This window comes from Flavobacterium swingsii, from assembly GCF_900111965.1.
In the GTDB taxonomy this organism is placed as follows: Bacteria; Bacteroidota; Bacteroidia; order Flavobacteriales; family Flavobacteriaceae; genus Flavobacterium; species Flavobacterium swingsii.
Map to the genome: position 1 here is coordinate 314,268 of NZ_FOJT01000003.1, position 26,807 is coordinate 341,074.

20 protein-coding genes and 1 tRNA gene are annotated in these 26,807 nt (G+C 33.1%); 9 read left to right on the forward strand and 12 right to left on the reverse strand.

Annotated elements, in window-relative coordinates:
* Positions 1-34 precede the first annotated feature (34 nt).
* From BM053_RS12270 to BM053_RS06610, 5 genes are all read right to left on the reverse strand, one after another.
* Positions 35-3,409, reverse strand: coding sequence for a PA domain-containing protein (locus tag BM053_RS12270; protein WP_143076470.1), 3,375 nt, complete (start codon positions 3,407-3,409; stop codon positions 35-37).
* Between the two features lie 86 nt (positions 3,410-3,495).
* A complete protein-coding gene (locus BM053_RS06595; protein ID WP_091475365.1) occupies positions 3,496-4,827 on the reverse strand; it encodes a deoxyguanosinetriphosphate triphosphohydrolase in 1,332 nt (443 codons plus the stop codon).
* A gap of 12 nt (positions 4,828-4,839) precedes the next feature.
* Positions 4,840-6,150 carry a serine hydrolase domain-containing protein gene (locus tag BM053_RS06600; protein ID WP_091475368.1) on the reverse strand — a complete coding sequence of 437 codons (1,311 nt, stop codon included), beginning with the start codon at positions 6,148-6,150 and terminating at the stop codon, positions 4,840-4,842.
* A gap of 66 nt (positions 6,151-6,216) precedes the next feature.
* Positions 6,217-9,075, reverse strand: coding sequence for a DNA polymerase I (gene polA, locus BM053_RS06605; RefSeq protein WP_091475370.1), 2,859 nt, complete (start codon positions 9,073-9,075; stop codon positions 6,217-6,219).
* Positions 9,076-9,083: 8 nt separating this feature from the next.
* Complete coding sequence (locus BM053_RS06610; RefSeq protein WP_091475372.1) at positions 9,084-9,572, reverse strand: hypothetical protein; 489 nt, start codon at positions 9,570-9,572, stop codon at positions 9,084-9,086.
* Between the two features lie 130 nt (positions 9,573-9,702).
* Between BM053_RS06610 and BM053_RS06615 the strand changes: the two genes are divergently transcribed.
* Together BM053_RS06615 and BM053_RS06620 are read left to right on the forward strand one after the other, a co-directional pair.
* Positions 9,703-10,938 (forward strand): metallophosphoesterase, encoded by a 1,236-nt coding sequence (locus BM053_RS06615; RefSeq protein ID WP_091475374.1) that lies wholly within the window; start codon positions 9,703-9,705, stop codon positions 10,936-10,938.
* A gap of 49 nt (positions 10,939-10,987) precedes the next feature.
* Complete coding sequence (locus BM053_RS06620; protein WP_091475376.1) at positions 10,988-11,284, forward strand: thioredoxin family protein; 297 nt, start codon at positions 10,988-10,990, stop codon at positions 11,282-11,284.
* 10 nt (positions 11,285-11,294) lie between these two features.
* Here BM053_RS06620 and BM053_RS06625 read toward each other — a convergent pair whose 3' ends face one another.
* The 6 genes from BM053_RS06625 to BM053_RS06645 form a co-directional block, all read right to left on the reverse strand.
* Positions 11,295-11,948, reverse strand: a complete 654-nt coding sequence (locus tag BM053_RS06625) for a polysaccharide deacetylase family protein (protein ID WP_091475378.1) — start codon at positions 11,946-11,948, stop codon at positions 11,295-11,297.
* Between the two features lie 6 nt (positions 11,949-11,954).
* Complete coding sequence (locus BM053_RS06630; RefSeq protein ID WP_091475380.1) at positions 11,955-12,248, reverse strand: type II toxin-antitoxin system RelE/ParE family toxin; 294 nt, start codon at positions 12,246-12,248, stop codon at positions 11,955-11,957.
* Entirely contained in the window at positions 12,249-12,494 is a 246-nt protein-coding gene (locus tag BM053_RS06635) for a type II toxin-antitoxin system ParD family antitoxin (protein ID WP_091475382.1), read from the reverse strand. It abuts the gene before it with no gap.
* A 56-nt stretch (positions 12,495-12,550) separates the two neighbouring features.
* A complete protein-coding gene (locus tag BM053_RS12115; RefSeq protein WP_394332545.1) occupies positions 12,551-12,697 on the reverse strand; it encodes a hypothetical protein in 147 nt (48 codons plus the stop codon).
* Positions 12,698-12,833: 136 nt separating this feature from the next.
* Positions 12,834-13,595 carry a hypothetical protein gene (locus BM053_RS06640; RefSeq protein ID WP_091475384.1) on the reverse strand — a complete coding sequence of 254 codons (762 nt, stop codon included), beginning with the start codon at positions 13,593-13,595 and terminating at the stop codon, positions 12,834-12,836.
* A gap of 160 nt (positions 13,596-13,755) precedes the next feature.
* Positions 13,756-16,956, reverse strand: coding sequence for a glycosyltransferase family 117 protein (locus BM053_RS06645; RefSeq protein WP_091475386.1), 3,201 nt, complete (start codon positions 16,954-16,956; stop codon positions 13,756-13,758).
* Positions 16,957-17,112: 156 nt separating this feature from the next.
* On the opposite strand from BM053_RS06645, the gene BM053_RS06650 reads away from it, so the two are divergent.
* Positions 17,113-17,183, forward strand: a tRNA-Gln gene (locus BM053_RS06650).
* A 53-nt stretch (positions 17,184-17,236) separates the two neighbouring features.
* On the opposite strand, the gene fbp is transcribed toward BM053_RS06650, so the two are convergent.
* Positions 17,237-18,244, reverse strand: a complete 1,008-nt coding sequence (gene fbp, locus BM053_RS06655; RefSeq protein ID WP_091475388.1) for a class 1 fructose-bisphosphatase — start codon at positions 18,242-18,244, stop codon at positions 17,237-17,239.
* A gap of 122 nt (positions 18,245-18,366) precedes the next feature.
* Between fbp and BM053_RS06660 the strand changes: the two genes are divergently transcribed.
* The 6 genes from BM053_RS06660 (at position 18,367) to BM053_RS06685 (ending at position 26,805) form a co-directional block, all read left to right on the forward strand.
* A complete protein-coding gene (locus BM053_RS06660) occupies positions 18,367-19,200 on the forward strand; it encodes a M48 family metalloprotease (protein WP_091475389.1) in 834 nt (277 codons plus the stop codon).
* Positions 19,201-19,203: 3 nt separating this feature from the next.
* Positions 19,204-19,677 (forward strand): GNAT family N-acetyltransferase, encoded by a 474-nt coding sequence (locus tag BM053_RS06665; protein WP_091475391.1) that lies wholly within the window; start codon positions 19,204-19,206, stop codon positions 19,675-19,677.
* Positions 19,678-19,908: 231 nt separating this feature from the next.
* Positions 19,909-21,162, forward strand: coding sequence for an aspartate kinase (locus tag BM053_RS06670; RefSeq protein WP_091475393.1), 1,254 nt, complete (start codon positions 19,909-19,911; stop codon positions 21,160-21,162).
* A gap of 45 nt (positions 21,163-21,207) precedes the next feature.
* Positions 21,208-24,615: a hypothetical protein gene (locus tag BM053_RS06675; protein ID WP_091475395.1), complete on the forward strand. Its 3,408-nt coding sequence runs from the start codon at positions 21,208-21,210 to the stop codon at positions 24,613-24,615.
* 68 nt (positions 24,616-24,683) lie between these two features.
* Positions 24,684-25,265, forward strand: coding sequence for a hypothetical protein (locus BM053_RS06680; protein WP_091475638.1), 582 nt, complete (start codon positions 24,684-24,686; stop codon positions 25,263-25,265).
* Positions 25,266-25,398: 133 nt separating this feature from the next.
* Positions 25,399-26,805: an alpha-amylase family glycosyl hydrolase gene (locus BM053_RS06685; RefSeq protein ID WP_167357311.1), complete on the forward strand. Its 1,407-nt coding sequence runs from the start codon at positions 25,399-25,401 to the stop codon at positions 26,803-26,805.
* The last annotated feature ends 2 nt before the right edge of the window (positions 26,806-26,807 follow it).

The following is a 26,807-nucleotide window of genomic DNA, read 5'->3' on the forward strand; positions in this document are numbered from 1 at the left end:
TTTGTGAACGCTTTTTAGTTTGGTTTTAATCGTATTATTCGATAATTAATTTCTTAGTTCCTTCGAAGTTTTCACCTGAAATTTTTAAGATATAATTTCCTGAACTCAAATTACCTAAGTTAATTTTTTGCTCAGAGCTATCTAAATCAATTGTATTTGAAAATACATTTTTACCTGAGATATCAAATACGTTTAACTTTGTTTGTCCAAAATATTTACCAGACAAGATAGTTATATTTCCATTACTTACAGTTGGGTAAACGTTAAACGTACTAGAAATAATATCATTCTCTTTTGTAGATAACGGAGCCGCTGTTAGAGGTCCAGAAAACACACCTCTACCATAAGTAGCAGCAAAAACATTATAGGCTGTTGGTGCCGTTGGTGAGTTTGGTTGTAAATCTAAATCAGTTACTTTAACACCACTCATTCCATTATATGCTTGTCTCCAGTTTAAGGCTTGAGTAGCAGATGTAGCTGGGTTAAATGTATTTGCATACCAAACGCCTAGTTCTGTACCAATCATTACTTCGTTAGCATTTAATGGGTTTTGTAAAATTGTATGTACTGGCATATCTGGTAAATCACCTTCAATACTATACCAGTTTGTACCACCGTTTAGTGTATACCAAACATTAGTTGTTCCATAGTTTTTTAAGGTTACAAATATTTGAAGATCTGTAGCTCCAAATTCTATATCAGAAATAGTCCCTACGAAACCTGAACCAACTGAAATATCACTCCATCCAGTTCCTGCCGTTGAGTTAGCTGCAGTTACCGTATTAGCATTAGTTAATTTTAATAATTTAGAGTTTGATGTCCCTACGTATAGGGTTGTGGCTGTTGCTTTACCAGGGCGTAAAGCGGTTGGGTAAGCAGTAAATAAAGTAGGATATGTTAAATCTACTCTTAATGGTGCAGGACCACCTGTATAAGCAGAATATCTTCTAACAGTATAAACACGGTTTGTACCATCTGTAAAATCTGAATATACAATGTCATTAGCTGAGTCTAGTGTCATCGCAGGATAGAATAATCCACGATTAGCTACACCGCTACTTAGCGTTTTTTGAGTTGCCCCATTTAAGCCTCTTTTTATCACTTGATCATTGTAAACGTAGTTTGTTACATAATAAGAAGTTGCAGAAGAAGTTGCGTTTTGTTTAAATAATGGTATACCACCATCTCCACCTTGAACCTCGGTACTACCACTTACAGTACCCGTAGGAACACCAGTTGTGGTACTTAATGAAGAAGGAAAATAATTTGAACCATTGTCTTGTGCGCCAGCTACAAAAAAGTCGTTAGTAAGACCAGTAACTCCAGTTGGAGATACGGCAACACCTACAAACTGAGTTACATTAAATCCAGAATTTCTACTCGTTGCTGTAGTTCCAGATAAACTTGCAGTATAATATACTCCTCCATCATTTCCGAAAATTCCAGCATTAGGGGTTCCGGGTTTAAATGCCATTGCGTGTTGATCAGAGTGAACATCAGCCATCCAGTTTGAAATACCTGTCCAAGAGGCTCCGCTATTTGCAGATCTGTATAAATCGATTCCTCCTACATATACAATAGCATCGTTTGTAGGATCGACTTCGATCATCATGTCATAAAATGCTTGCGCTCCTGTAAAACCATAAGTTGTTTCTCTGCCTTCATCACCTGCTGGTAAACTAAGAACGCTAGGTGCTGTAGTAAAACCATTAGTAGTTTTCAAAAGTTGTACTTCAATAGTTGGAGCAGCAGTATCTGCTTGGTTTAATTGTGAACATACATATATTACATCTGCTGTTGTATTAGAAGCCTCAATTTCAACTCTAGCTCCACCACCATTTCCTACTATAGTATGTTTTAGTGTCCAAGTTGCTCCATTGTTTGTAGAAGAAAATATTTTTCCTCCTCCGTCACCAAATGTGCTACTGTCTGTAGTTGAAACCCAAACGGTTCCACCTACGGCAACTTCTAAATCAAAAGGACAAGTTTTGTTACCACTAGCAGTAACTGGTAAACTTAATGGACCAGTCCAATTTGTTCCTCCATCTACAGATTTGAACAAACCATAATTAGATGAATTTATGTATCCTCCATTAAATGAATCTCCAACTGCTGCGTATATTTCAGATACACCACCATTGTTTTTAATAGCAATGTCATTAATATATTGAATTCCGCTTACCGCAGTACCTGTAAATGCTCCAGGTGCTGTTGCAGCAAAATTACCTGTTAGGTTAGTTAAATTGGCAACCAATAAATCACCATCTTCTTTTGAAATCATTACAGTTGGTACTGTAGCTCCTAAACTTGAGCTTGCCATTCCAACTGCTCCAGCTCCTGGGGCATTGTTCATAATGATTACACCCACAGCTCCTGCATTTTCTGCTTCAAGGGCTTTAGCTTCGAAAGTACAAGTACCTCTTCTTATAAGTGCAATTTTCCCTGTAAAATAACCAGCTGCTGAAGCAGCACATCCTTCCGTAGAAAGTGGATACCCAGTTGTTGCGTTATTTCCTGCAGTTCCGTCATTTACTAAAACGATTTGTCTGTTTGCGCCTAAACTAGCAACGGGTGCACCAAAACTAGCTAAAGCAGTGATGTATCCTCTTATTACTCCTGCGTTTGAAGGAGCAAAAATATTTAAATTGTAAGACGCGCTTTGTGTAGATGAAACAGTTCCTCCTCCAAATACTCTTGTCCATGAGGTACCAGCATTTGTAGTTTTCCAAATACCATTTCCGTTTGCATCTCCTGTATAAGATTCTCCAGTCCCTACATACCAAGTACTAGAGTTATTAGGGTCAACAGTAATATTCTGAACATTTAAATGCTCAGGTAGTGTTGCTATTCTAGTCCAAACAGTTGCTGCAGATGTGATGTTTGTATTTTTCCACAAACCTCCACTAACACCACCAGCTATAACTGTATTACCAGTTGCATCAGTGGGATCAAAAATCATAGCTTTAGTACGACCACCAACATTGTTTGGTCCTCTTTCTTGCCAAAGATTATCTACACCATCACCTACAATTCTACCAGATAATGCTTCATTTCTGGTTTTTTCTAATTCGGCTCTAATAAATCCTAAATTATCAGGAGTTGGTCTTCCTAATGCAGGATTCATAGTCATTAACCACTCTTGTTCTTGATATTTGTTAGGTGGTAAACCTGCAGCTTTTCTTTCAGATCTAGATAAAGCAAAAGTTTTATTAATCTTGTTGTTCGCTAAATAATAAGCGTGTTTTTTGCGTAATTCTTTAACTTGTTTTTTTGTTAAATTACCATTAGAAACCACAACATTTTCTTTCTTGTTGGTTGGTTTCTTGGTATTTTGTTCAAGTTTACTCTGAGAGAAACCAGTAACAAAAATAAGTAAAGCACAAATTGTTGAAAATAAATTTCTTTTCATAATTTTATGATTTAAATTTTGGATTAAGCAACGAATGTAGTATTTTTTTTTTAAAAACAAAATTCCCAAGAGTTAAAATTGAGTTTTTAAGATACAATCTTATTGTACAACAATGCATTTCCGTCTGTTAGCATCGATACAAAATGGCAAATATGTAATAATCGTTCGTATAAAGAGTCTTTTTCTAAATGGTATTTTTCAGGTAAAATTTTTAGTAATAATGCATCGAAATTTGTTGCTTTTCCCTCGTGTTTGTTGTTGTAAGCGGTAACGAACTTATCTAGTAGGCTATTGATAATTTGATAGCCAATTAATTCTTTTTCGATAACTTCACGGCTTTGGTATATACTTTTTACACTTAGCTTAATGATGTCATCCATTTGGGCTTTGTATTTGCTTTTATCCATTAATGAATAAGGAAAATTTCCAGCTAATATTAGTTCTTCGTTTTCTATAAATATTTTTACAGCATCATTTATTAAACTTCCAATAGCCAAGGCACGCAAATAACTAATACGATCTTCTTTTGTGGTTAAAGTGTTGTATTTGTTAGAATCGATACTGTCTTTTACCAATTTTATCAAATATTCTAAAGCAAAATCTTCCGAAACCAAACCAAGATTCATTCCGTCCTCGAAATCGATAATAGTATAACAAATATCATCGGCAGCTTCGACAAGATAGGCGAGTGGATGGCGTTCGTAACCAATATCGTTTCCAGTTTTATTAGGAATCATTCCCAACTCTGAAGCAACCTCTTGGAAGAAATCTTTATCTGTTTGAAAAAATCCGTATTTTTTATCGGCAATATTTGAAGTTGGTTTTTTTGGCAAACTTTCTTTTGGATATTTCATAAAAGCCCCTAAAACCGCATAAGTGAGTCTTAAGCCTCCGGTTACTCCTGGGCGACTTGCTGTAAGTACCGAAAATCCGTTGGCATTGCCTTCAAAATCGATTAAATCTTGCCACTGTTTATCGGTCAATTTGTCTTTAAATTGTTGTCCTTTTCCTATCGAAAAATATTCGCCAATAGCTTTTTCGCCCGAATGTCCGAACGGCGGATTACCAATGTCATGTGCTAAACAAGCCGCAGCAACGATAGCGCCAAAATCGTTTGGTTGATAACCATGTATTTCTTGAAGATGTGGATATTTTTCGATAATTTTTTTACCGACCAAACGTCCGATAGATCTTCCCACAACCGAAACTTCTAAACTATGTGTTAATCGTGTGTGTACAAAATCAGTCTTAGAAAGCGGAATCACTTGCGTTTTGTCTTGCAAACTACGGAAAGCGGACGAAAATATAATTCGGTCATAATCGACCTCGAAACCCAAGCGGGTATCGTCTTGTTCTTTTCGCAATCGTTTGCTTGTGTCGCCTTGACGTTTTAGTGATAATAGTTGTTCCCAGTTCATTTGGTTTTATTTTTATTCTTTAGTAAAAAGATATTGTCCGCCGCCTTGTTTCAAAGTCATGTTTTTTCCGTCGAATGTAAGTTTTACACCTGCGGGATCAAATATAAATTCGGTTTCGCTAATTGGATTTAAAGCAAAAGAACCTTGTCCTGTAGCTTGTGCGGTTAACTCTCCTTTTTCGATTTTGATGGTGATTTTGATTGGTAATTGTGCCGATGCATAAACACCTTGATAACTTTCTAACTTGTCTTTAGAAACTTCAAACGTGGTTAAATTTGGGAATTGAAAAGGCATTTTGTAATAAATACTCAAAATTCCCATCATAATATCGTTACGGTTATAATTATCGCCATTTACAATAAGCGAAACACCAGTTTTTTCTATTGGATAATATCCTGCAACAGCTCGAAAACCTTCTATTCCTCCTGTGTGACCAAAGAATTTTCTTTCGCCAAAAGGAAATACAACCAATCCTTTTCCGTAAGATTGTTCTAGTTTTGTCATCTCATCTACTGAGGTTTTCTTTAGTAATTTACCATTAAAAACAGCATCTAGAAAAAAGGTCAAATCTCCAGTAGTCGAGGCAATATTTCCAGCGCCAAAAGCTTGCGACATATCCCATTCTTTGTTAATGGTCCATTTTTTATTAGTGTAATTATAGGAATAACTTTCGTTTTTAGTTGGATCTACATTGGTCGCAATCGATGTGTTTTGTAATTGAAGTTTATTTATAATTCTTTCATCAAGATTGGTTGCATAATCTTTTTTAGAAATATCTTCCAGAATTCGACCTAATATATAGTAATTAGAATTGCTGTATTCGAATTTAGAATTGGGTTCGAAAACCGATTTATAACCTGCGATTTTTGCAATCATTTCGTCTTTGGATACTTTTTGATAAACATTTACAGTAGAATCGCCGTTTATAAAGTCTAAAATTCCTGTGCGATGATGCAACAAATCGTGAATCGTAATTTTGTTAGCATTCGGAATTTGAGGATAAAACTTGTTTAATTTAGTGTCCAGTTTTAACTTTTTTTCTTCAATTAACTGCATTATCATCACTGCAGTAAAGGTTTTTGTAATCGAACCAATTTTGTATTTGGTGTTTTTGTCTGCTTTCAAACTATTTTCGACATTGGCAAAACCATACGCTTTTTCGAAAACCACATTTCCTGCTTCGCGAATGCAAACCTGTCCCATAAACTTGCTGCTTTGGTTTAGGTAAACAAGCAAACTATCTATTTTGTCGAAACGTGTTTTTTGTTGCGCTGAAAGTGAAAGCGAGAATATAAATGCTAATAATAAGATTGATTTTTTCATAATTTTTTTATTTAGAACTCTAGAACCCTTGCAGGGTTTAAAACCCTGCAAGGGATAGTGTTATTATCAATGCGCTTCCAACCAATTTTTACCAATTCCAATTTCAACATCTAACGGAACATCCATCTTAAATGCATTTTCCATTTCGTGTTTAATCATCGGTTGAATTTTCTCTAATTCAGAATTATGAACATCAAAAACAAGCTCATCGTGTACTTGAAGCAACATTTTCGATTTCCAGTTTTCTGAAGTTAATTTTTTATGAATGTTTATCATCGCAATTTTGATGATATCGGCTGCCGAACCTTGTATTGGTGCATTTACAGCATTTCGTTCGGCACCACCTTTTACCATATGGTTGGCCGAATTGATGTCTTTCAAGTAACGTCGTCTTCCTAAAACCGTTTGTACATAACCATGTTCTCTGGCAAAATCGACTTGTTCAGACATATATGACTTCAATTTTGGATAAGTCGCATAATAAGCATCGATTAATTCGGAAGCTTCTTTTCTCGACAAATCAGTTTGATTGCTCAATCCAAAAGCAGAAACACCATAGATAATTCCAAAATTTACTGTTTTGGCATTGCTACGTTGTTCTTTTGTGACTTCTTCTAATGGAACGTTGAATACTTTTGCGGCTGTACTTCTGTGAATATCTTCGTTATTTTGAAAAGCAGCAATCATATTTTCTTCCCCAGATAAAGCAGCAATAATTCGAAGTTCTATTTGAGAATAATCCGCAGAAACTAGTGTGTAATTTTCATCACGAGCGATGAATGCTTTTCTAATTAATCGTCCTCTTTCGGTACGAATCGGAATATTTTGCAAGTTTGGATTGTTAGAACTCAAACGTCCTGTAGCTGCAACAGTTTGCATATAATCGGTGTGAACGCGATTAGTTTTTTTGTCCACTTGGTTTGGTAAAGCATCGATATAAGTGCTTTGCAGTTTCACCATTTGTCGCCATTCGAGAATGTCTTTTACAATTGGATTGTCTTTTTCTAAATAGCTTAGAATTTCTTCGCCAGTGGCGTATTGACCTGTTTTGGTCTTCTTTTGTTTGGCTCCGCCGATTTTTAATTTATCAAATAAAATATCTCCGAGTTGTTTTGGTGAAGCCAAATTGAATTTCTCGCCAGCAGTTTCGTAGATTTTTTGTTCTAATTGAGAACTTTCTTTTGCCATTTCGACCGACATCGATTGTAAAAACGGAACATCAAGATTAATTCCTTCTAATTCCATTGCGGCCAAAACGGGAATTAACGGAATTTCGATTTCATCAAACAATTTTTTGGTTTCGGCTTTATCGAGAATTGGACTAAAATTTTGTTTTAATTGATAGGTAACATCAGCATCTTCGGTAGCATATTCTTTAATTTCTTCTAAAGAAACGTCACGCATCGATTTTTGGTTTTTGCCTTTTTTACCAATTAAATCTTCAATTGATTTCGGTGAATATTTCAAATAGGTTTCCGATAAAACATCCATATTATGACGCATATCAGGATTGATTAAGTAATGCGCAATCATCGTATCAAATAATTTCCCTTTGATGGAAACACCGTAATGAGACAGAATTTTTAAATCATATTTGATGTTTTGACCAATTTTTTCGATGCTTTCACTTTCAAAAAATGGTTTAAATTTATCTACTAAAATTTGGGCTTCTTCTTGGTTTTCTGGAAACGGAACGTAAAATCCTTTTCCTTTTTCGAAAGAAAATGACATTCCAACCAATTCGGCATTCAAAGCATCAATTCCTGTGGTTTCGGTATCAAAACATACTGAAGATTGATTCATTAAGTTTTGCAAAAGTAATTTTACAGCGAAATCACCTTCAATAGTTTGATAAAAATGCTCAGTGTCTTCTAATGTCGCATAATGAGAACTTGATTTTACTTCGCCACTTTCGTCGTCAGAAAAACCAAATAAATCGAATTGATCTTCGTTCGATTTTTTAGCTGGAGCTTTTTTAGTTGGTTGTGGCGTATCGTTTGAAGTTCCGTTACCATTTGTATCAATTTCGTCATATTCTTTTCCAGTTCCAAAATATTTATCAAACTGCGCTTTCATTTGACGAAATTCTAGTTCTTGAAACAATTCGTCTGTTTTTTCAACATCAGGTTTTGATAATTCGTAATCTTCCGCATTAAAAGTCACAGGACAATCGAGTAGAATAGTGGCTAATTTTTTAGAGAGAATTCCTTTGTCTTTATTGGCTTCGATTTTATCTTTTATTGCTCCTTTTAATTGATGTGTATTGGCCAAAAGATTTTCCATCGAACCATATTCTGCCAAGAATTTCTTTGCGGTTTTTTCGCCAACACCAGGTAATCCTGGAATGTTATCGGCTGCATCGCCCATCATTCCTAGAAAATCGATAACCTGTAATGGATTAGTAATTTCAAATTTTGCCAAAACTTCTGGAATTCCCCAAATTTCGATGTCGTTGCCCATTCTTGCGGGTTTGTACATAAAAATATTTTCGGAAACCAATTGCGCAAAATCTTTATCTGGCGTAACCATATAGACTTTAAAATTTTCTTTTTCGGCTTGTTTTGCTAGAGTTCCAATTAAATCATCGGCTTCAAAACCAGGAACTTCGACAATGGGAATGTGCATGGCTTTCAATAATTCCTGAATGTACGGAACGGCAATTTTTATGGCTTCGGGCGTTTCGTCTCGATGGGCTTTGTATTCTTTATACATTTCGTAACGGTACGTACTTCCGCCTTTGTCGAATGCTACGGCTAAATGATCGGGTTTTTCACGTTTAATAACATCCATCAAGGCATTCATAAATCCCATAATGGCAGAAGTATCCATGCCTTTAGAGTTGATTCTTGGGTTTTTTATAAAAGCAAAATAACCACGAAATATTAAGGCATAAGCATCGAGAAGGTAAAGGTGTTTTTGTGACATTTTTATTTTTAAAAAGTTAGAGAAATTCCAATTCCGTTAGCATTTACCATTAAATCTGTTGACTCGATAGAAACTTTATCTGTTTTGGGATTGTATTCATTCATTATAGTAACTGATTTTCTAATTCTATTTTGAAAACCAATTTTGATAGGAATAGAAATTAATACTATTCCAGCTCCAACAAAATACATTGTATTACTTGTTGGTTTTCCAAACGTGCCATCTGATTGAACTCCAGCATTTTTAACTTTTGAAAGATGTGTGATAATTATTGTTGAAATCCCTCCGTATAAAAAAATATTTCCAAGTGTTTTTTTCGTTCGACCAGCTTTGTATAATTTAAGCGCTTCTTGATTAAAATTCTCTGCTACTTTAGTCGAATTTAGTCTTTCTCCTTTCGAATTGAATATTCTTCCGCCAGACTTCATAGTGTATGTTTCTTGGCAAAAAGTTATGCTTGTAATTAATAAAGTGAAAATTAAAAAAAGATTTTTCATGATTGTTTTAAATAAATAGATTTTTCAAAAATAATCATTCGAATACAAACAAAACATCTTTTAGTTAAAATTTGATTAACAAAACAACTTTGTTATAACTTTCTTCGTTATTTTGCTTAAAATTTTCAAAATGTTAACTAGATTTTTGCTTCTTATAGGATTGTTGTTGTTTGTAGAAATATATTCTTATCAGGCATTTAGAACCGTTATTAAAACCAAATGGATTTTGCAAGCTTACCTTGTTATAAGCGCTTTGATTGTGGTTTATGTAACGTATTATATTTTTCAGTTTGACCGTAAAGTGGGACAAACGCCACAAAGTTTATTCACTTTAGGTTTATTGCTTGTTGTTTTACTTCCAAAATTAGTTATTACAATTTTTATGTTTGGCGAAGATGTTTACAGATTATTTTCTGGATCGATTAATTATTTTATCAAAAACGACAATCGAACGACTTTTCTTGCCTCAAGAAGAAAATTTGTATCACAAATAGGATTAGGATTGGCTGCAGTTCCTTTTTTATCGTTAATTTACGGAGTTACGATTGGGAAATATAATTTTAAAGTCATCAAACAAAATATATTTTTCCCGGATTTACCTGATGCTTTCGATGGTTTTACGATTACGCATATTTCGGATATTCACAGTGGAAGTTTTGATGATTCTGAAAAAATAAATTATGCTATGGATTTGATTAATGAACAAAAATCGGACATATTACTATTTACAGGAGATATTGTAAATGCCAAAGCAGATGAAATGCATCCGTGGATTGAAACTTTCAATCGATTAGAAAAACCAGCTTTTGGTAAGTTTTCTGTTCTGGGTAATCATGATTATGGTGCTTATTTAGATTGGGATTCGGAAGCAGAAAAAGCAGAAAATTTTGTCGCCATAAAAGATTTGCACCGTCAAATAGATTTCAAATTATTGTTGAATGAAAATATAAAAATTAAAAAAGACAATGATGAAATCGCTTTAATTGGTGTAGAAAATTGGGGCAAGCATTTTGGTTCTTTTGGTGATATCGATAAAGCTTCGGAAGGAGTTTCAAACTCAGATTTTAAAGTATTAATGAGTCACGACCCGAGTCATTGGGAAGAAATTGTAAAAAATCATGAAAAAAACATACAACTTACTTTATCAGGACACACACACGGAATGCAATTTGGTATCGAAATTCCGGGTTGGTTTAAGTGGAGTTTGGCGCAATATATGTACAAACAATGGGCTGGATTATACGAAAATGTAGGACGATATATTTATGTAAATCGTGGTTTTGGGTTTCATGCTTATCCTGGTCGAGTAGGAATTATGCCCGAAATAACAGTAATTCGTCTAAAAAAAGGACAAAACGTGGCTTAATGTGTTAAAAACACTATATTTGTATAACAAAGTTTAATAAAATTATACTATGTCAAAATTTGGAGAACTAATAAATGCACAAGTTCCTGTTCTAATCGATTTTTATACAGACTGGAATGAATCTTCACAATCGATGCATCCTGTTATCAAGGACGTAGCTGCAGCACTTGGCGATAAAGCCAAAGTTATAAAAATAGATGTAGACAAAAACCAAGAACTTGCCGAAGCGCTTCGTATAAAAGGTTTGCCTACACTGATGATTTATAAAGACGGACAAATGATGTGGAGACAATCGGGTGAGTTAGATGCAAATTCTATTATCACACTGGTTCAGGAGCAGTTATAGATTTATGTAATTATTGTATTACATCAAACACAAATCCTTTTTCTTTTAAGATTTGAATGGTTTTGGGCAAAGCATATTCTAAATTTTTAAATGCTTTTACACTGTCGTGAAAGACAATAACGCTACCGGAAGTTACTTTTTTGGTCGCATTTTCCAAACACTTTTCTTTAGATGTTTTTTCATCAAAATCGGCAGTTAGAATATCCCACATAATTATTTTGTAACCCAAATTTCGTAATTTTTTAGATTGCGAAGGCTTTATTTTTCCGTAAGGCGGACGGAAAAGATTGCGGATTTTAGTCCCGAAAGCTTTCGGGAGTTGATTTTTGATTGCAGATTCGCATAATTCAACATTTTGCAAATAATCTGCTGTTGTGGTTTTCCAACCATTTTTGTGATTGAAAGTGTGGTTTCCTACGCCATGTCCATCATTAATAATTTTATTAAAAATTTCTGGGTGTTTTTCTATGTTATTACCAATGCAAAAAAAAGTCGCATTGATGCTGTTTTCTTTTAGAATTTCTAAAACCCATTCTGTTATTTCCGGTGTTGGACCATCATCGAAAGTGAGATAGATTTTGTTTTCGGTATTAGGAATATCCCAAACCTGATTACTAAATAATCGTTTGATGATTTGAGGTGTTTTTATCCAATAGAAATTCATGGGTTATTAGAGTTTTGATTTCAAATCCATTCTCTCATGAAGTATTCTTATGATTTCAATTTCTTTTGACAAAATAATTCTAAAGAAAATAATATGGTGATTGCTTTTGAATCCCAACAAATCCTTATGTACTTCTTCATACTGCTTGCCAAACTTAGGATGGTTTGCAACTTCCTGACATGATTCCAATAAGAATTTGTAATATTTGTTAGCTTGTTTTTCTGACCATTCATTATAAGTATAATCCCAAATTTCGGATAAATCTTCGACAGCCTTGTTGGTCAAATGATATTTAGCCATTTACTTTCTTTTGCTTGTTTGCAACATTTCTAAATGCTTCTTTGGGTCGAAATCTGTAGCAATTCCGCTTTTGATACCTTCTTGAATCTCATTTCTTAAAGCAAGAATTTTGTTTTCCTCTTCTTCAAGCATTCTTAGTCCAGCGCGAATAACTTCACTTGCATTTTGAAAACGACCTTTTGAAATACTTTTTTCGACAAAAGTTTCGAAATGATTACCTAAAGATATAGATGTATTCTTTCCCATGATAAGTGATTAAATTTTTGCTAATGTACCAAAATTTGGTAATTTATACAAATTTTTCACAAAAATCTCACATGACATTTAGCTTGGTGTTGGCCATCATCGAAAGTGAGATAAATTTTGTTTTCGGTATTAGGAATATCCCAAACCTGATTACTAAATAATCGTTTGATGATTTGAGGTGTTTTTATCCAATAGAAATTCATGGGTTTAGGGTTTGGACGTTGTAGGAGCTGTTGCCAGCAGGTTTAATTGTCTGTGTTTATTTTAAATGTTTTATGTTTTAATTTATTGATATAAATTCATATTTGTTATTATTTTTATTTGAAAACATTTTGACAATTATCTTTGACGAAACTTAAAATTATCAATTTTATCCGTTTTAAATATTAGAGTTTCATCTTTTTCTTTGTCAAATAAGAATAGGTTTTTTTTTGTTTCTCCTATGTATATTATTTTATTATTTGTTTCAATAACTTTTTCATCATATGTGAAAAATATTAATTTAGATTGCTCATTTTCATATCTTAATCTATATCCTTTCTCTATAGAATTTGATATTGTAGATAGATTAAATAAAATAAGTGAGATGAAACCTAAGTAAATAATAAAAGAAGAAAAAGTATTGTGATTTTTTACAAGTGTTTTTAAGATTGTTTTTTCTGATAATATATATATTAAGGCGCATATTATATAACCTATGGGATAAATCAATCCTATGTAATTTTTAAAAATTAGGTTAATAATTATATAAATAATAAGAATAAAAATTATAATCCATCCTAAATTATTATGTATAAAACTTTTAGGTTTTGAGATTTCATGTTTCAATCTTTCTAAATTATATCTTTCTATTTCATTTTCTTCTTTTGATATTTTGTCATCGACAAAATATGAAATGGTTATAATTACTAATATTAATAAAATAATTAGTATAGCCTTGTTAAAGAATAGTAATGGGATTTCAGATATTTCTAAATAATTAATTATCTCTATATCAAAAAAGTAATAATAAGATTGAAGGTGAATGTATCCAAGAGTAGTGAGGATAATAAAAATTAAAGGAAAAGATTTTATAATTGTATCGAGTTCAGCTTTTAGCATTTATTATTATCTGTTAATTAAATTATATTTTCTCGTCATGTTTCGATAGATACTTACCAGTAACATCTAGATTGTTATTATAACACACGAACATACAAAAAAAATGCAGTTATTTTTTACAATAACTGCATTTTTATAATAATCTAATAAGTTTAATGATCTATTCCATATCTCTGCCAAAACGGTCAAAACGTTTGTTGTAGCTATTGAATATTGCTTTTTGTTCGTTGTAAAAAGCAGTGTCTTTATTGTCTTTCATAATAAGTAACAAACCTCTGTATCTTTCTATATTGGTAATAATATCGATAGCATTTTCGTTTTGCTCGCTAGCTTTTGTTTGGCTAAAATATTTTAGTTCGTCTTGGTATTTTGCTTCTAATTGTTTGAGCAAAGTACGTGCTTTTTGTGTTTCGCCTAGTTTATAATAGCCATCGGCAAAAGGATCTACCATGCTATAATACGCATAATAATCTAACGGAAGTTTAGTAAGTGCTAATTCGATTATTTTTTTAGCTTTATCATTTTTTCCTTCGGCAATGAGCTGATTCATCAACCTTGTTAAATTAGTACGGTACGAAATACTGTTTTTTCTGGTTTCAGGATCGTGGTATATTTTTGTGCTTTCACCATTACCCCAATCTAATTTCATCATGATGTCGTACATTTTATCGGCATCGATGCTTCCCATATCAAAACCTGATGCTTCTTTGTCTATTGCTGTTTTTACAGGAACGAGTTTGTACACCATTCCGTTTAGTTGTAAGTATTCTTTCATCCAAATGTAATCTTCGTCAGCAAAAGCTCCTGGAGAAAAGTAAATAGGGCGTTTCCAATTGTTGTTTCTCACAATGTCTAACATGATGAGTCGGTTTTTGTATAAAGCGTCACCTTTTATATCAACATCAATATGAGGAACAATCGAATCGTTGTATTTTGGACTTACAACCTTGTTTGCTATGACGGTGTTTTTATCGACAGGAATTCTAATTTTATTACTTGGATAAAACTGAATCATCTGACCGTTTTTCATCTCGATTAATGTTCTTGGATCATCGCTAGAAACAAAATCGAAAAATTCTTTTACATCGAGTCTTGCATCCGTTTTTTGATCAAAAACTAAGTAATCACGTTTTCCATCAACATAATCTTTGTGTGAGAATGAAATAGGAACTGGTTCAGATTCGTAAGCTTTGGCTTTCATTTGGTCTATATACCAGTCAGTCATTAATAAACTAGTGTTTACAATACGAACATCGGTTCTGTAGCCTTCAATTTCTTGTAAATACCAGATTGGGAATGTATCGTTATCGCCAATGGTAAATAACAGCGCATTTTTGTCGCAAGAATCTAGATAGGCTCTTGCCGATGAAACTGCCGTATATTTTCCAGAACGGTCATGATCGTCCCAGTTTTGAGTTGCCATAAGTATTGGCGCAGCAAAAAGACACGCTGTAATAGCTACTGGAGCCGCAATTTTAGGCGTAATGTATGATTTTAGGAAGTCGAAAATAGCATATACGCCAATTCCTATCCAGATGGCAAATACATAAAAGGAACCTACAAGTGCATAATCTCGTTCACGAGGTTCGAAAGGGCGTTCGTTAAGGTAAACTTTAAGTGCTAAACCTGTAAATAAAAACAGTGCTAAAACAACATAAAAACTCTTAATATCTTTTTTTAGATGAAAGAAAAACCCGATAAGTCCGATGATAAATGGTAGGAAGAAATAAGTATTTCTGCCTTTGTTGTTTTTCCATTCTGCTGGAAGATTTTCCTGAGAACCCAATCTTATATTGTCTAGAAAATTAATTCCGCTTAGCCAATTTCCGTCTAAAGAAGTGTATTCTCCTTGTTTGTCGTTTTGTCTTCCAACGAAATTCCACATTAAATACCTCCAATACATATACCCAAATTGGTACTGAACCATAAATGTTAAATTGTCGACAGTTGTTGGTTTTTCTATATTAAGATACTGACCGTAAGCTTTTAGGAATTTTTCGTAATCTTCTATTTCTAGTTTTCCAGAAGCATAAGCGGCTCTAAATTCGGCCACAATATCGGTGAGTTCTTGTTCTTCCGAATACTCTTCTTTGATGCTAAAATTTAACACATTTGTAAACTTCATGTAGTTTTCTGCGTGATCGGTACTCCACATTCTTGGTAAAATAGCTTTCTGATTGTCGTCGCTATTTTGAACTCCGTTTTTATAATTATTTACAATAACATATTCACCTTTTTTGTAATCACGTTCGTAATTTGGTTTTTCGTCCGTGTACGGATTGTCTTCATCTAATCCTGCATAAGCATCGGAAAACTGAGGTCCGTAAAACAAAGGATTTACACCGTATTGTTCACGATTATAATAGGCTAAAACCTCACGCGCATCTGATGGTTTGTTTTCGTTAATAGGTGTATTTGCATTGGCACGAATAGGCAACATCATCCATGTAGAAAAACCTAACATGATAAATAATACACAAAGGAGTAAGGTATTGTAAAGCACTTTTCCTTTTGCTCGAGTGTATTTTAATCCAAAATAGAAGAATGCAATAAGAAGTAAGGTGACAAATATTGTTCCCGAATCGAAAGGCAATCCTAAGCTATTTACCATAAAAACTTCGGCAGTACCAAAGAAAGTCATTGTCCAAGGCAATAATAATTTGAATATAAATAACAAAACGGCAACGACAACAATATTGGCGATGATGAAACTTTTTACAGTAATATTTTTGTAATTTTTAAAATAATATAAGAATCCAATTGAAGGAATGGTTAGTAATGCCATGAAGTGAACACCAAAAGACAATCCGACTACTAATGAGATTATGAGCAACCATTTGTTGCCACGTTCGGTATGCATTTCTTCTTCCCAACGTAATCCGAGCCAAAAAAGGAGTGCAATAAGTACCGTTGCCATGGCGTAAACTTCGGCTTCGACCGCATTATACCAGAAACTATCGGAGAAAGTAAAAGCTAAAGAACCTACAAACGAGCTTCCTAAAATAACAATCGAATTGGCTTTATTGATTTCTGCAAATCCAGAAACTACTTTTCTTAAAATAATTGAGGTTGACCAAAATAAAAACAAAATGGTAAAAGCGCTCGAAAATACCGACATCATATTGACCATTAATGCAATATGCTGATTGTCGATAGCAAACATGGCGAAAAATGCGCCAATCATTTGAAACAAAGGTGCTCCTGGCGGATGACCAACTTCTAGCTTTGCTGCTGTTGCAATATATTCGCCACAATCCCAAAAACTCATTGTAGGTTCTACAGTAAGTGAATAAACGATAAGTGAGATAAAAAAAGTAAGCCAACCAAGGGCTGTATTCCATTTATTGAAATTGAAAGACATAAATTTTTTGGTATAAATATTACCTTACAAAGAAACTATTTTTTTATCTAAAGAAAAGGTTAAAAATAAAAATTTAATTTTTTTTGACTAAAACCTTGCAGAAAATAAATATTGTAGTAAATTTGCACTCGCAATAAGGAATTATTGTAAGGTTACTGGCCCATGGTGTAATGGTAACACAACTGTTTTTGGTGCAGTCGTTCAAGGTTCGAGTCCTTGTGGGCCAACAAAAAACCCTTCAGAAATGAAGGGTTTTTTTTATATAAATAACTGAGATTTTTTATTTGGCATTTGCCATAAATTCTTCTGCTTTTTCGACCATGTTGTAGCTTCCACAGAAAAAGGGAACACGTTGGTGCAATTCTGTAGGCTGAATCTCCATGATGCGGTTGTAACCATCAGAAGCTTTTCCTCCTGCTTGTTCTGCAATAAATGCCATCGGGCTACATTCGTAAAGCAAACGCAATTTTCCTTTTGGTGCTTTCGAACTTGTAGGATAAATATAAATTCCACCTTTAATCATATTTCTATGAAAATCGGAAACCAAACTTCCAATATATCTAGAAGTATACGGACGATCACCTTCTTCCGATTGGCAATATTTAATGTAATTTTTCACTCCTTGCGGAAAATGAACATAATTCCCTTCATTCATCGAATAGATATTCCCGTCTTTCGAATATTTCATGTTTGGGTGCGAAAGATAAAAAGTTCCAATAGCTGGGTTTAATGTAAATCCGTTTACGCCATCGCCAGTTGTGTAAACTAACATGGTCGAAGTACCGTAAATAACATAACCTGCAGCAACTTGGTTTATACCTGGTTGTAAGAAATCTTCAAGTGTAACTGGAGTTCCTACTGGAGTAATTCTTCTAAAAACAGAGAAAATGGTTCCTACCGAAACATTAACATCAATATTTGAAGAACCATCAAGTGGATCCATCAAAACCACATATTTATTATTATGACTGTTATCTGAACCAGCAACTGTAATAAAATCGTCGTTTTCTTCGGAAGCAATTCCGCAAACGATTTCACGATTTATTAAGGTTTGAATGAAAACTTCATTAGCATAAACATCTAATTTTTGTTGGTCTTCACCTTGTATGTTTTGCTCACCTGCAGCGCCAACAATATCTACTAATCCTGCTTTATTTACTTTATAGTTTACCACTTTTGCGGCTAGTCTAATCGAATTGATTATTCGAGATAATTCTCCCGATGAATACTGAAATGACTGTTGATTTTCGATAATAAACTCACCTAATGTTTTGTTGCGTTCTTCCATTTCTAGATTAATGTAGTTGTTTATGCAAATATCGATTATAATTTTTGAAAATAGTATTTAGATAGAAAGAAAATTGTGCTAAAGTTATTTTATATTTGTTGTAAATAAAATCAATAAAAATCATGAATATGAAATCAATATTTTTAGCACTATTCGTAGCTATTTTCGGATTATCTGATGCAAATGCACAAATAAATTTAGGAGAAAAAGCGTTAGGAGCTTTGCAAAAAGGATACGCCGGATTTACTTTTAGCGATGAAGATGCTGCAAAATTATCGAAAGAAGCAGTAGATAAAATGGACAAAGAAAATCCAGTTGCAGGACCAAAAGACGCTTATACAATAAGGTTAAATAAATTATTTGGTAAACACAAAGCCGAAAACGGATTAGCGCTTAACTACAAAGTATATAAGCTAAAAGATGTAAATGCATTTGCCACGGCTGACGGAAGTGTTCGTGTATTTTCTGGACTTATGGATATCATGGACGACAACGAAATCCTTGCTGTAATAGGTCACGAAATAGGTCACGTTGCCAATCACGATTCTAGAGATGCAATAAAAGCGGCTTATAAAAAAGAAGCTTTGCTAGATGCTGCTGGTTCTCAATCAGATAAAGTTGCGGCTGTAACTGAAGGTCAAATAGGAAATATTGGAAAAGCCTTGATGAATAATAGTCACAGCAGACAACAAGAAACGGATGCCGATACTTATTCGTATGATTTCATGAAACGTAATAAGTATAATGTAAATGCAGTTGAATCTGCTTTTTCTATTTTAGCAAAAATGGGGGAAGGAACAGATTCGTCATTCATCACAAGAATGATGAGTTCTCATCCTGACCCAAAACAAAGAGCTGAAAATGCAAAAGCAAGAGCTCAAGCTGACGGATTATACAAACCGTATGTAAAACAAGTCAAAGCAAAAGCAAAAACAGTTGCTAAGAAGAAAAAGTAAGGTATGATTATTAGAAAAGGAGAAAAAAATGACATGCCAGCTGTTTTAGATTTAATAAAAGAGCTGGCTATTTTTGAAAAAGAACCCGATGCTGTTGTTGTAACTGTTGCCGATTTAGTTCGAGATGGTTTTAGTGAAAATCCACTTTTTTATACTTTTATTGCAGAAGTTGAAAACGAAATCATTGGCATGGCTTTGTATTATTACCGATATTCGACTTGGAAAGGAAAAACCATTCATCTAGAAGATTTAATCGTTAAAGAAAAGAGTCGAGGAACAGGTGCTGGATACGCTTTGTATGCTGAAATTATGGCACAAGGGAAAAAAGACAACGTGCGCCGAATAGAATGGAACGTACTCGATTGGAATACGCCAGCTATAGATTTTTATAACAAATCTGGTGCAAAATTACTCGAAGATTGGCGCGTTGTCAATATGGACGAAGCAGGAATAAATGCTTTTTTAGCAAAAAAATAAATAATAAATTTGGGCGTTACCACAAGGGTCGGGCTATACGTTACAATCTTTTTTTCTTGTTCTCGATACTCCTCGCAAAAAAGCGAGGAACTCGAACTGACGAAAAAAAGGATTTTCACTACTATCCCTAACGCAAAATGAAACCCTAAATAAATAGATTAAAACAAACAATAGCTTTTAGTATTTCAGACTAAAAATCTAAAATCTAAAATCTAAAATCTAAAATCTGAAATGAGAATATTCAAATTTGGTGGAGCATCAGTAAAAGATGCCGATGGTATAAAAAATGTTTTCGACGTTTTACAAAAAGTAGGTTACGAAGAAGTTTTACTCGTGGTTTCGGCAATGGGAAAAACAACCAACGCTTTAGAAGTCGTTATTAAAAATTATTTCGATAAATCTCCAGATTTGAATGCTTCTGTTCAAGAAGTAAAAAAATACCACAATCAAATTCTTTTAGATTTATTTGATGACGAAGAAAGCGAAGTTTTTCTAGATGTAAATGATCATTTTGCAGATTTAGAATATTTTTTACGCAGTAACAAATCGCCAAATTATAATTTTGTGTACGATCAAATCGTAAGTTTTGGAGAAATAATTTCGACCACAATCTTGAGCCATTACATGAATTTTAGAAACATTAACACACAATGGTTAGATGTTCGTTCGTATATAAAAACCGACAATACCTATCGTGATGCTGAGGTAAATTGGGAAATTACTCAAAAAAATATTTCAAAAATTGCCAAAAAGAAGTCGCTTTTTATCACACAAGGATTCATTGGTGCCGACGAAAACGGATTTACCACAACATTAGGACGCGAAGGTTCGGATTATACCGCAGCCATTTTTGCCTATTGCCTTAATGCCGACAGTGTTACTATTTGGAAAGATGTTCCAGGCGTGATGAATGCCGATCCTCGTTATTTCGAAAACGCAACTTTGCTTAATCAAATTTCGTATCGCGAAGCCATCGAATTGGCTTTTTATGGTGCCAGTGTCATTCATCCAAAAACATTACAACCTTTACAGAAAAAAGAAATTCCATTGTATGTAAAATCGTTTATAAATCCTTTGCTGGCTGGAACTTCAGTTTCTAAAGGGGAAGATTTAGAACCGAAATTACCTTGTTTTATTGTCAAAAAAAACCAATTATTATTGTCGCTTTCTTCGATAGATTTTTCATTTATCATGGAAGAAAATATCAGCGAAATTTTTGCTTTATTGCATCAGCACAAGATAAAAGTGAGTTTAATACAAAACTCAGCCATTAGTTTTTCGATTTGTTTAGAAGATAAATTTGGTAATTTTAATGAATTGAAAAAAACATTATCTAAAAAGTTCAAATTGTCATACAACGAAAATGTATCACTTTATACGATAAGACATTTCGACGAAAAAGCATTTCAAATGGTCGAAAAAAACAAGACTGTTTTGCTAAAACAAATGAGTAGAGAAACGATGCAAATTGTGACCAAAGAATAGTTTTTAAATAATACACTACTTTTGTAATGTTGTCATTATATAAGTATGTTTAAAAAGCTGATTTTTTTGATTGTATTTTTTGGTTTTTCTGGGCTTTACGCTCAAGAAATCAAAACCCCATACAAATCAAAGAAAATACTTGTTTCTCGAGATTCAATTCAAATTGATAGCACAAGTATAAATGCTAGTTTTTTTAAATTGCTCGATGCCAAAGGCGAAGCTATTGACACTAGTTTTTATAAAGTAAATTTTTCAAAAGGAATTTTAACTTTCAAAAATAATTACAAAACTACCGATACACTAACCGTCCGTTATTTAAAATTTCCAGAATATTTAACCAAAGAATACACCATTTACGACAAAAGCCGAGTGGTAAATAACGATAACGGTCAGGGGAATTTATATAGAGTTTCTAATGATGGTTTCAAGAAATTTACACCATTAGAAGGACTTACAACTACAGGAAGTATTTCGCGAGGAATAACTGTTGGAAACAACCAAAACACATCAGTAAACTCAAATTTAGACCTTCAAATTACAGGTAAATTATCGGATAAAATAAGCTTGCGAGCTTCTATTCAAGACAGTAATATTCCTTTGCAAGAAGGCGGGTATTCTCAAAAATTAGACGAATTTGATCAAATTTTTATTGAACTTTTTTCAGACAAATGGAGCATCCGTGCAGGAGATTTATTTTTAGAAAACAGGAGATCCAGATTTCTAAATTTTAACAAAAAAGTACAAGGTTTGTCAACCCAATTTACCTTGGGAACACCCGAAAAGAAAACCGAAATTTATGCCTCTGGAGCGATTGTTCGTGGACAATATGCAAAAAGTAATTTTGTAGGACAAGAAGGAAATCAAGGGCCATACAAACTAAAAGGGCCAAATGGAGAATTGTATATTTTGGTCATTTCAGGTTCAGAACGAGTTTATGTAAACGGAATTTTACTAAAACGAGGCGAAAACAATCAATATACAATCGATTATAATGCCGGAGAAATTATTTTTACTTCACTTTTTCCGATTACTTCCGAAATGAGAATTACTATTGAATACCAGTTTTCCGACAGAAATTATACAAGATTTGTAACTTATGTTGGCGCAAATCACGAACAAGAAAAATGGAGTTTGGGCGGTTACTTGTATTCTGAAAACGATGTGAAAAATCAGTCATTACAACAAAATTTATCGCCAGAACAAGCGCAAATATTAGCCGCAGCTGGTGATAATCAAAATGCGATGAATGCATCGTCAGCAATACTTGACACGTATTCCGATAACAAAATTTTGTACAAAAAAGTAATGGTAGGTTTAGAAGAAACTTTCGAATATTCTACTAATTCGCTCGATGTTTTATATAGCGTAAAGTTTAGTTTTGTAGGCAATAACCAAGGAAATTATATTGTTTCGAACACCATTACAAACGGAAGAGTTTTCAAATATGTTGCGCCAATTGCTGGGATTCCGCAAGGAAATTATGAACCAATAATTAGACTAATTGCGCCAACAAAAATTCAAATTGCTACTGTTTTAGGAAAATACAATCCTAGCGAAAAAACAACTGTCGATTTTGAAGTCGGAATTAGCAACAATGATAAAAACCTTTTTTCAGGAATTGATGATAATGAGAATCAAGGTTTAGCAGGAAAATTAAATTTCAAACAACGATTATTGTCTAAAAAATGGCAAGTCGATCTCTTTGGGAATTATCAACTGATTCAAAAAAATTTCAAAACCATCGAAAGATTATTTACTATCGAATTTGATCGAGATTGGAACTTGTCAAATCCGTTAGGAAACCAAAGTTTGGTTACATCAGGACTATTGTTTTCTTTGGCAGGAAAATCTAATTGGAAATATCAGTTCGAAAAATTAGATTTCTCAGAAAGTTTTTCAGGAAATAGACAGGTAATTTCGGGTTATTACAAACATAAAAATTGGCTATTTTCTAACGATGGAAGTTTTCTAAATAGTGATGGAAACATTTCAACTTCTAAGTTTATTAGAAACCAAACTCAAACAAAATACCATTTTAATAAAAACTGGGTTGGCGGAAGTTTCAGGTTTGAAAATAACCAAGAAAAAGTAAAATTGACCAATCAGTTTTCTAATCTCAGTCAACGTTTTTCTGAATATGGTGCATTTATAGGAAGAGGCGATTCTACCAAAGTTTTTGTCGAATTAGGTTATCTAAATCGTGTAAATGATAGTTTGCAATTGGGCTTATTAAAACGTGTAAATTCTTCGCAATCCTATTATTTAAAATCGAAACTAATACAAACGGAGAAAAGTGATTTATCGGTTTTTATCAATTATAGAAACCTAAAATTTGAAGATATTGTTCGTGGAAATGAACCTTCGTTAAACTCAAGATTATTGTACAACGACAAGTTTTTTAATCAATTAATACAAACGACAACAGCATACGAAACGACTTCAGGAACGATTCCGCAACAAGAATTTAGTTTTCTCGAAGTAGATCCTGGAAAAGGAATTTATGCTTGGAATGATTATAACGGTAACGGAATTCAGGAAATTCAAGAGTTTGAAATTGCGGCTTTTCAGGATCAAGCGAAGTACGTGAAAATATTTTTACCGAATCAGATTTTTATCAAAACACATCAAAATAAATTCTCGCAATCGCTCACTTTAAGTCCAATGCAATGGCAAAATTCGACAGGATTTAAGAAATTGTTGTCTTATTTTTATAATCAATCATCGTATTTGATAGAAAGAAAAATAAAACGAGAAAATGACAATTTCGATTTGAATCCGTTTTCAACAAATAACGAAAATTTATTGGGATTAAATTCGAGTATTCGCAACAGTTTGTTTTACAATCGAGGTAAACAAAACCACTCGGTAACTTATACTTTTATTACAAATAAGTTGAAAAATTTGCAATCTTCGGGAGAACAAGAAGCGAAAAATGCATCGCATCAGTTGCAATACGACCATTTGTTAAAAAAATATTGGTTGTTTACGTTGTCGGGAAAAATATCTGAAACCAGCAACAATTCCGAGAATTATGCTAGTAGAAATTTCGAAATAAAAGGCAATCAGTTAGAACCTAAAATTTCGTATTTGTTTTCTAAAAATGCCAGTTTGGATATTTTTTACGAAAGACAAAACAAAGAGAATAAATTAGGTGATAACGAATCATTAAGGCAAAACAAATTTGGTACTTCATTTAGTTTTTCAAGCGAAAAGAAATTAACGATGAACGGCGAGTTCTCATGGTTTGATAATAAATTTATTGGAGACGAATTTTCGCCAGTCGCTTTCCAAATGTTAGAAGGATTACAACCCGGAAAAAATATGACTTGGCGCTTGTTGTTACAAAAAAATCTTACGGAATATTTAGATATTAACATTAATTATTTGGGAAGAAAAAGTGAAACAACAAATACAATTCACACGGGAAATATCCAATTAAGAGCTTATTTTTAAGTTTAGGCATGCTTTTTGTAAAAAAAATACTAATTTTAAATAATCAAACTATAAAAATTTATCAAATCATGAAAAAAATCTTATTGTTATGTATGGTTTTTGTTTTTTCAAACAGCTTTTTTGCTCAAGAAACAGAAACAGCGGCTCAAAAAGCAAAAACTGAAAAAGCAGCAAAGGCTAAAGAAAAGGCAGCTGCTAAAAAAGAAGCGCTTAAAAAAGAAAAAGCAGAAGCTAAAAAAGCTGCAACAAAAGAAAAAGCCGATGCTAAAAAAGAAGCTGCTAAAGCAAAAAAAGCAGAAGATGTTAAAGCTAAAAAGGAAACCCCAATAAAAGCTACAAAAGGCAAAGCAAAAGCCGAAGTAAATAAAGTTGATGCCAAAGTAAAAGACGAATCTAATAAGGCAAAAACCAAAACTAAAAAAGCTACTGAAGAAAAAGTAGCTAAACCTGCAAAAGAAGTTAAAGCGAAAACAACAAAAACCGTTGCTAAAAAAGAAAGAGTTTCAACTGAAAAAGCAAATCCTAATACAACAGACAAAGTAACAGGTGAGTATAATGGAAAGAAAGTTTTTACTGGACCACGCGGTGGAAGATACTATATCAATAAAAACGGAAACAAAACTTATATTGATGACGAGCAAGGAAACTAATCTTTATCTATAAAATTAAAGAATGGTCGCGTTTTTCGTGGCCATTTTTGTTTTTAAGATATTCAGAAATTTTTTTGTTATGATTAAATTGTATTTTTGACATTCTTATTCAAAAGACAAAATCAAGGTTAGCATGAAAAAAATATTTATAGCGATATTCCTTTTTTCTTTTTTTATCAATTGTAAAAAAGAAGAATCAAAAATCACAGCAGAAAAAAAAATAGAAATAACTCCAATATCATCAGAAATGGCTGAAAATGGAGTTATTTACGAAGCAAATATTCGTCAATATTCGCCCGAAGGAACTTTTAATGCGTTTACCAAAGACATTCCTAAACTTAAAAAGTTAGGCATAAAAATCCTTTGGCTTATGCCAATTAACGAAATTGGAATTAAGAATCGAAAAGCAAAAATAGATTTATCTGTCGATGATATTACCGATTCGATAGAAAAGCAAAAATATCTCGGAAATCCTTATTCCGTAAAAAATTACAGAAGTATAAATCCTGATTTTGGTACAAAAGCTGACTTACTAAAACTTATAAAAACAGCCCACAAAAACGGAATTTACATCATTTTAGACTGGGTTGCCAACCGTACTGCTTGGGATCACGCTTGGATCACGCAACATCCAGAATATTACACGCATGACAAAGAAGGAAATATAATGTCGCCTTATGGATGGAAAGACGTTGCGGAGTTAGATTACAATAATCCAAATCTTCGCAAGGCTATGTTTGATGAAATGAAATATTGGCTCACAACCTATAATATTGATGGTTTCCGTTGTGATTTAGCTGCCGAAATTCCAACAGATTTTTGGGAAAATACAAGAGCCGAATTAAATAAAATCAAACCCATATTCATGTTAATGCAAGCGCAAAAACCTAAGCTGATGGTAAACGCTTTTGATATGCAATATGGTTGGGAATCTCATTATATTTTTAATGAAATTGTAAAAGGTGAAAAGACCGCAAAAGATTTTGATAATTTGATGAAAAAGAATGATTCGTTGTATCAAAAAGATGATATAAATATGAATTTTACGTCCAATCATGATGAAAATTTCTGGAACGGAACCGAATATGAAAGATTAGGAAATGCCACCGAAACCTTTGCTGCGCTTACTTATGTAATGCCAGGAATGCCATTAATTTATAGTGGACAAGAATACGATTCGAACAAAAGATTACCCTTGTACGAAAAAGATACGATTCCTTATACGGTTGGAAATATGATGTCTATTTATGAGAAATTAGGCAAGCTAAAAACCGAAAATGAAGCTTTAAATGGCGGAAAAAATCCAGCTTCTTACAATCGTTTGTTAACTTCAAATGATGTTGACATTCTTGCTTTCGAAAGAGAGAAAAACGACAAAAAAGTTATTTTTATAGGTAATCTATCAAAAACAAACAAATCATTTATAGTTCCAATCGAAGGAGTTTTTACCGATTATATGTTAGGTACAAAAAATGAATTTGTAAAGAATCAGAAAATGAATTTCAATCCTTGGGAATATAAAATTCTAATTGCAGAATAAAC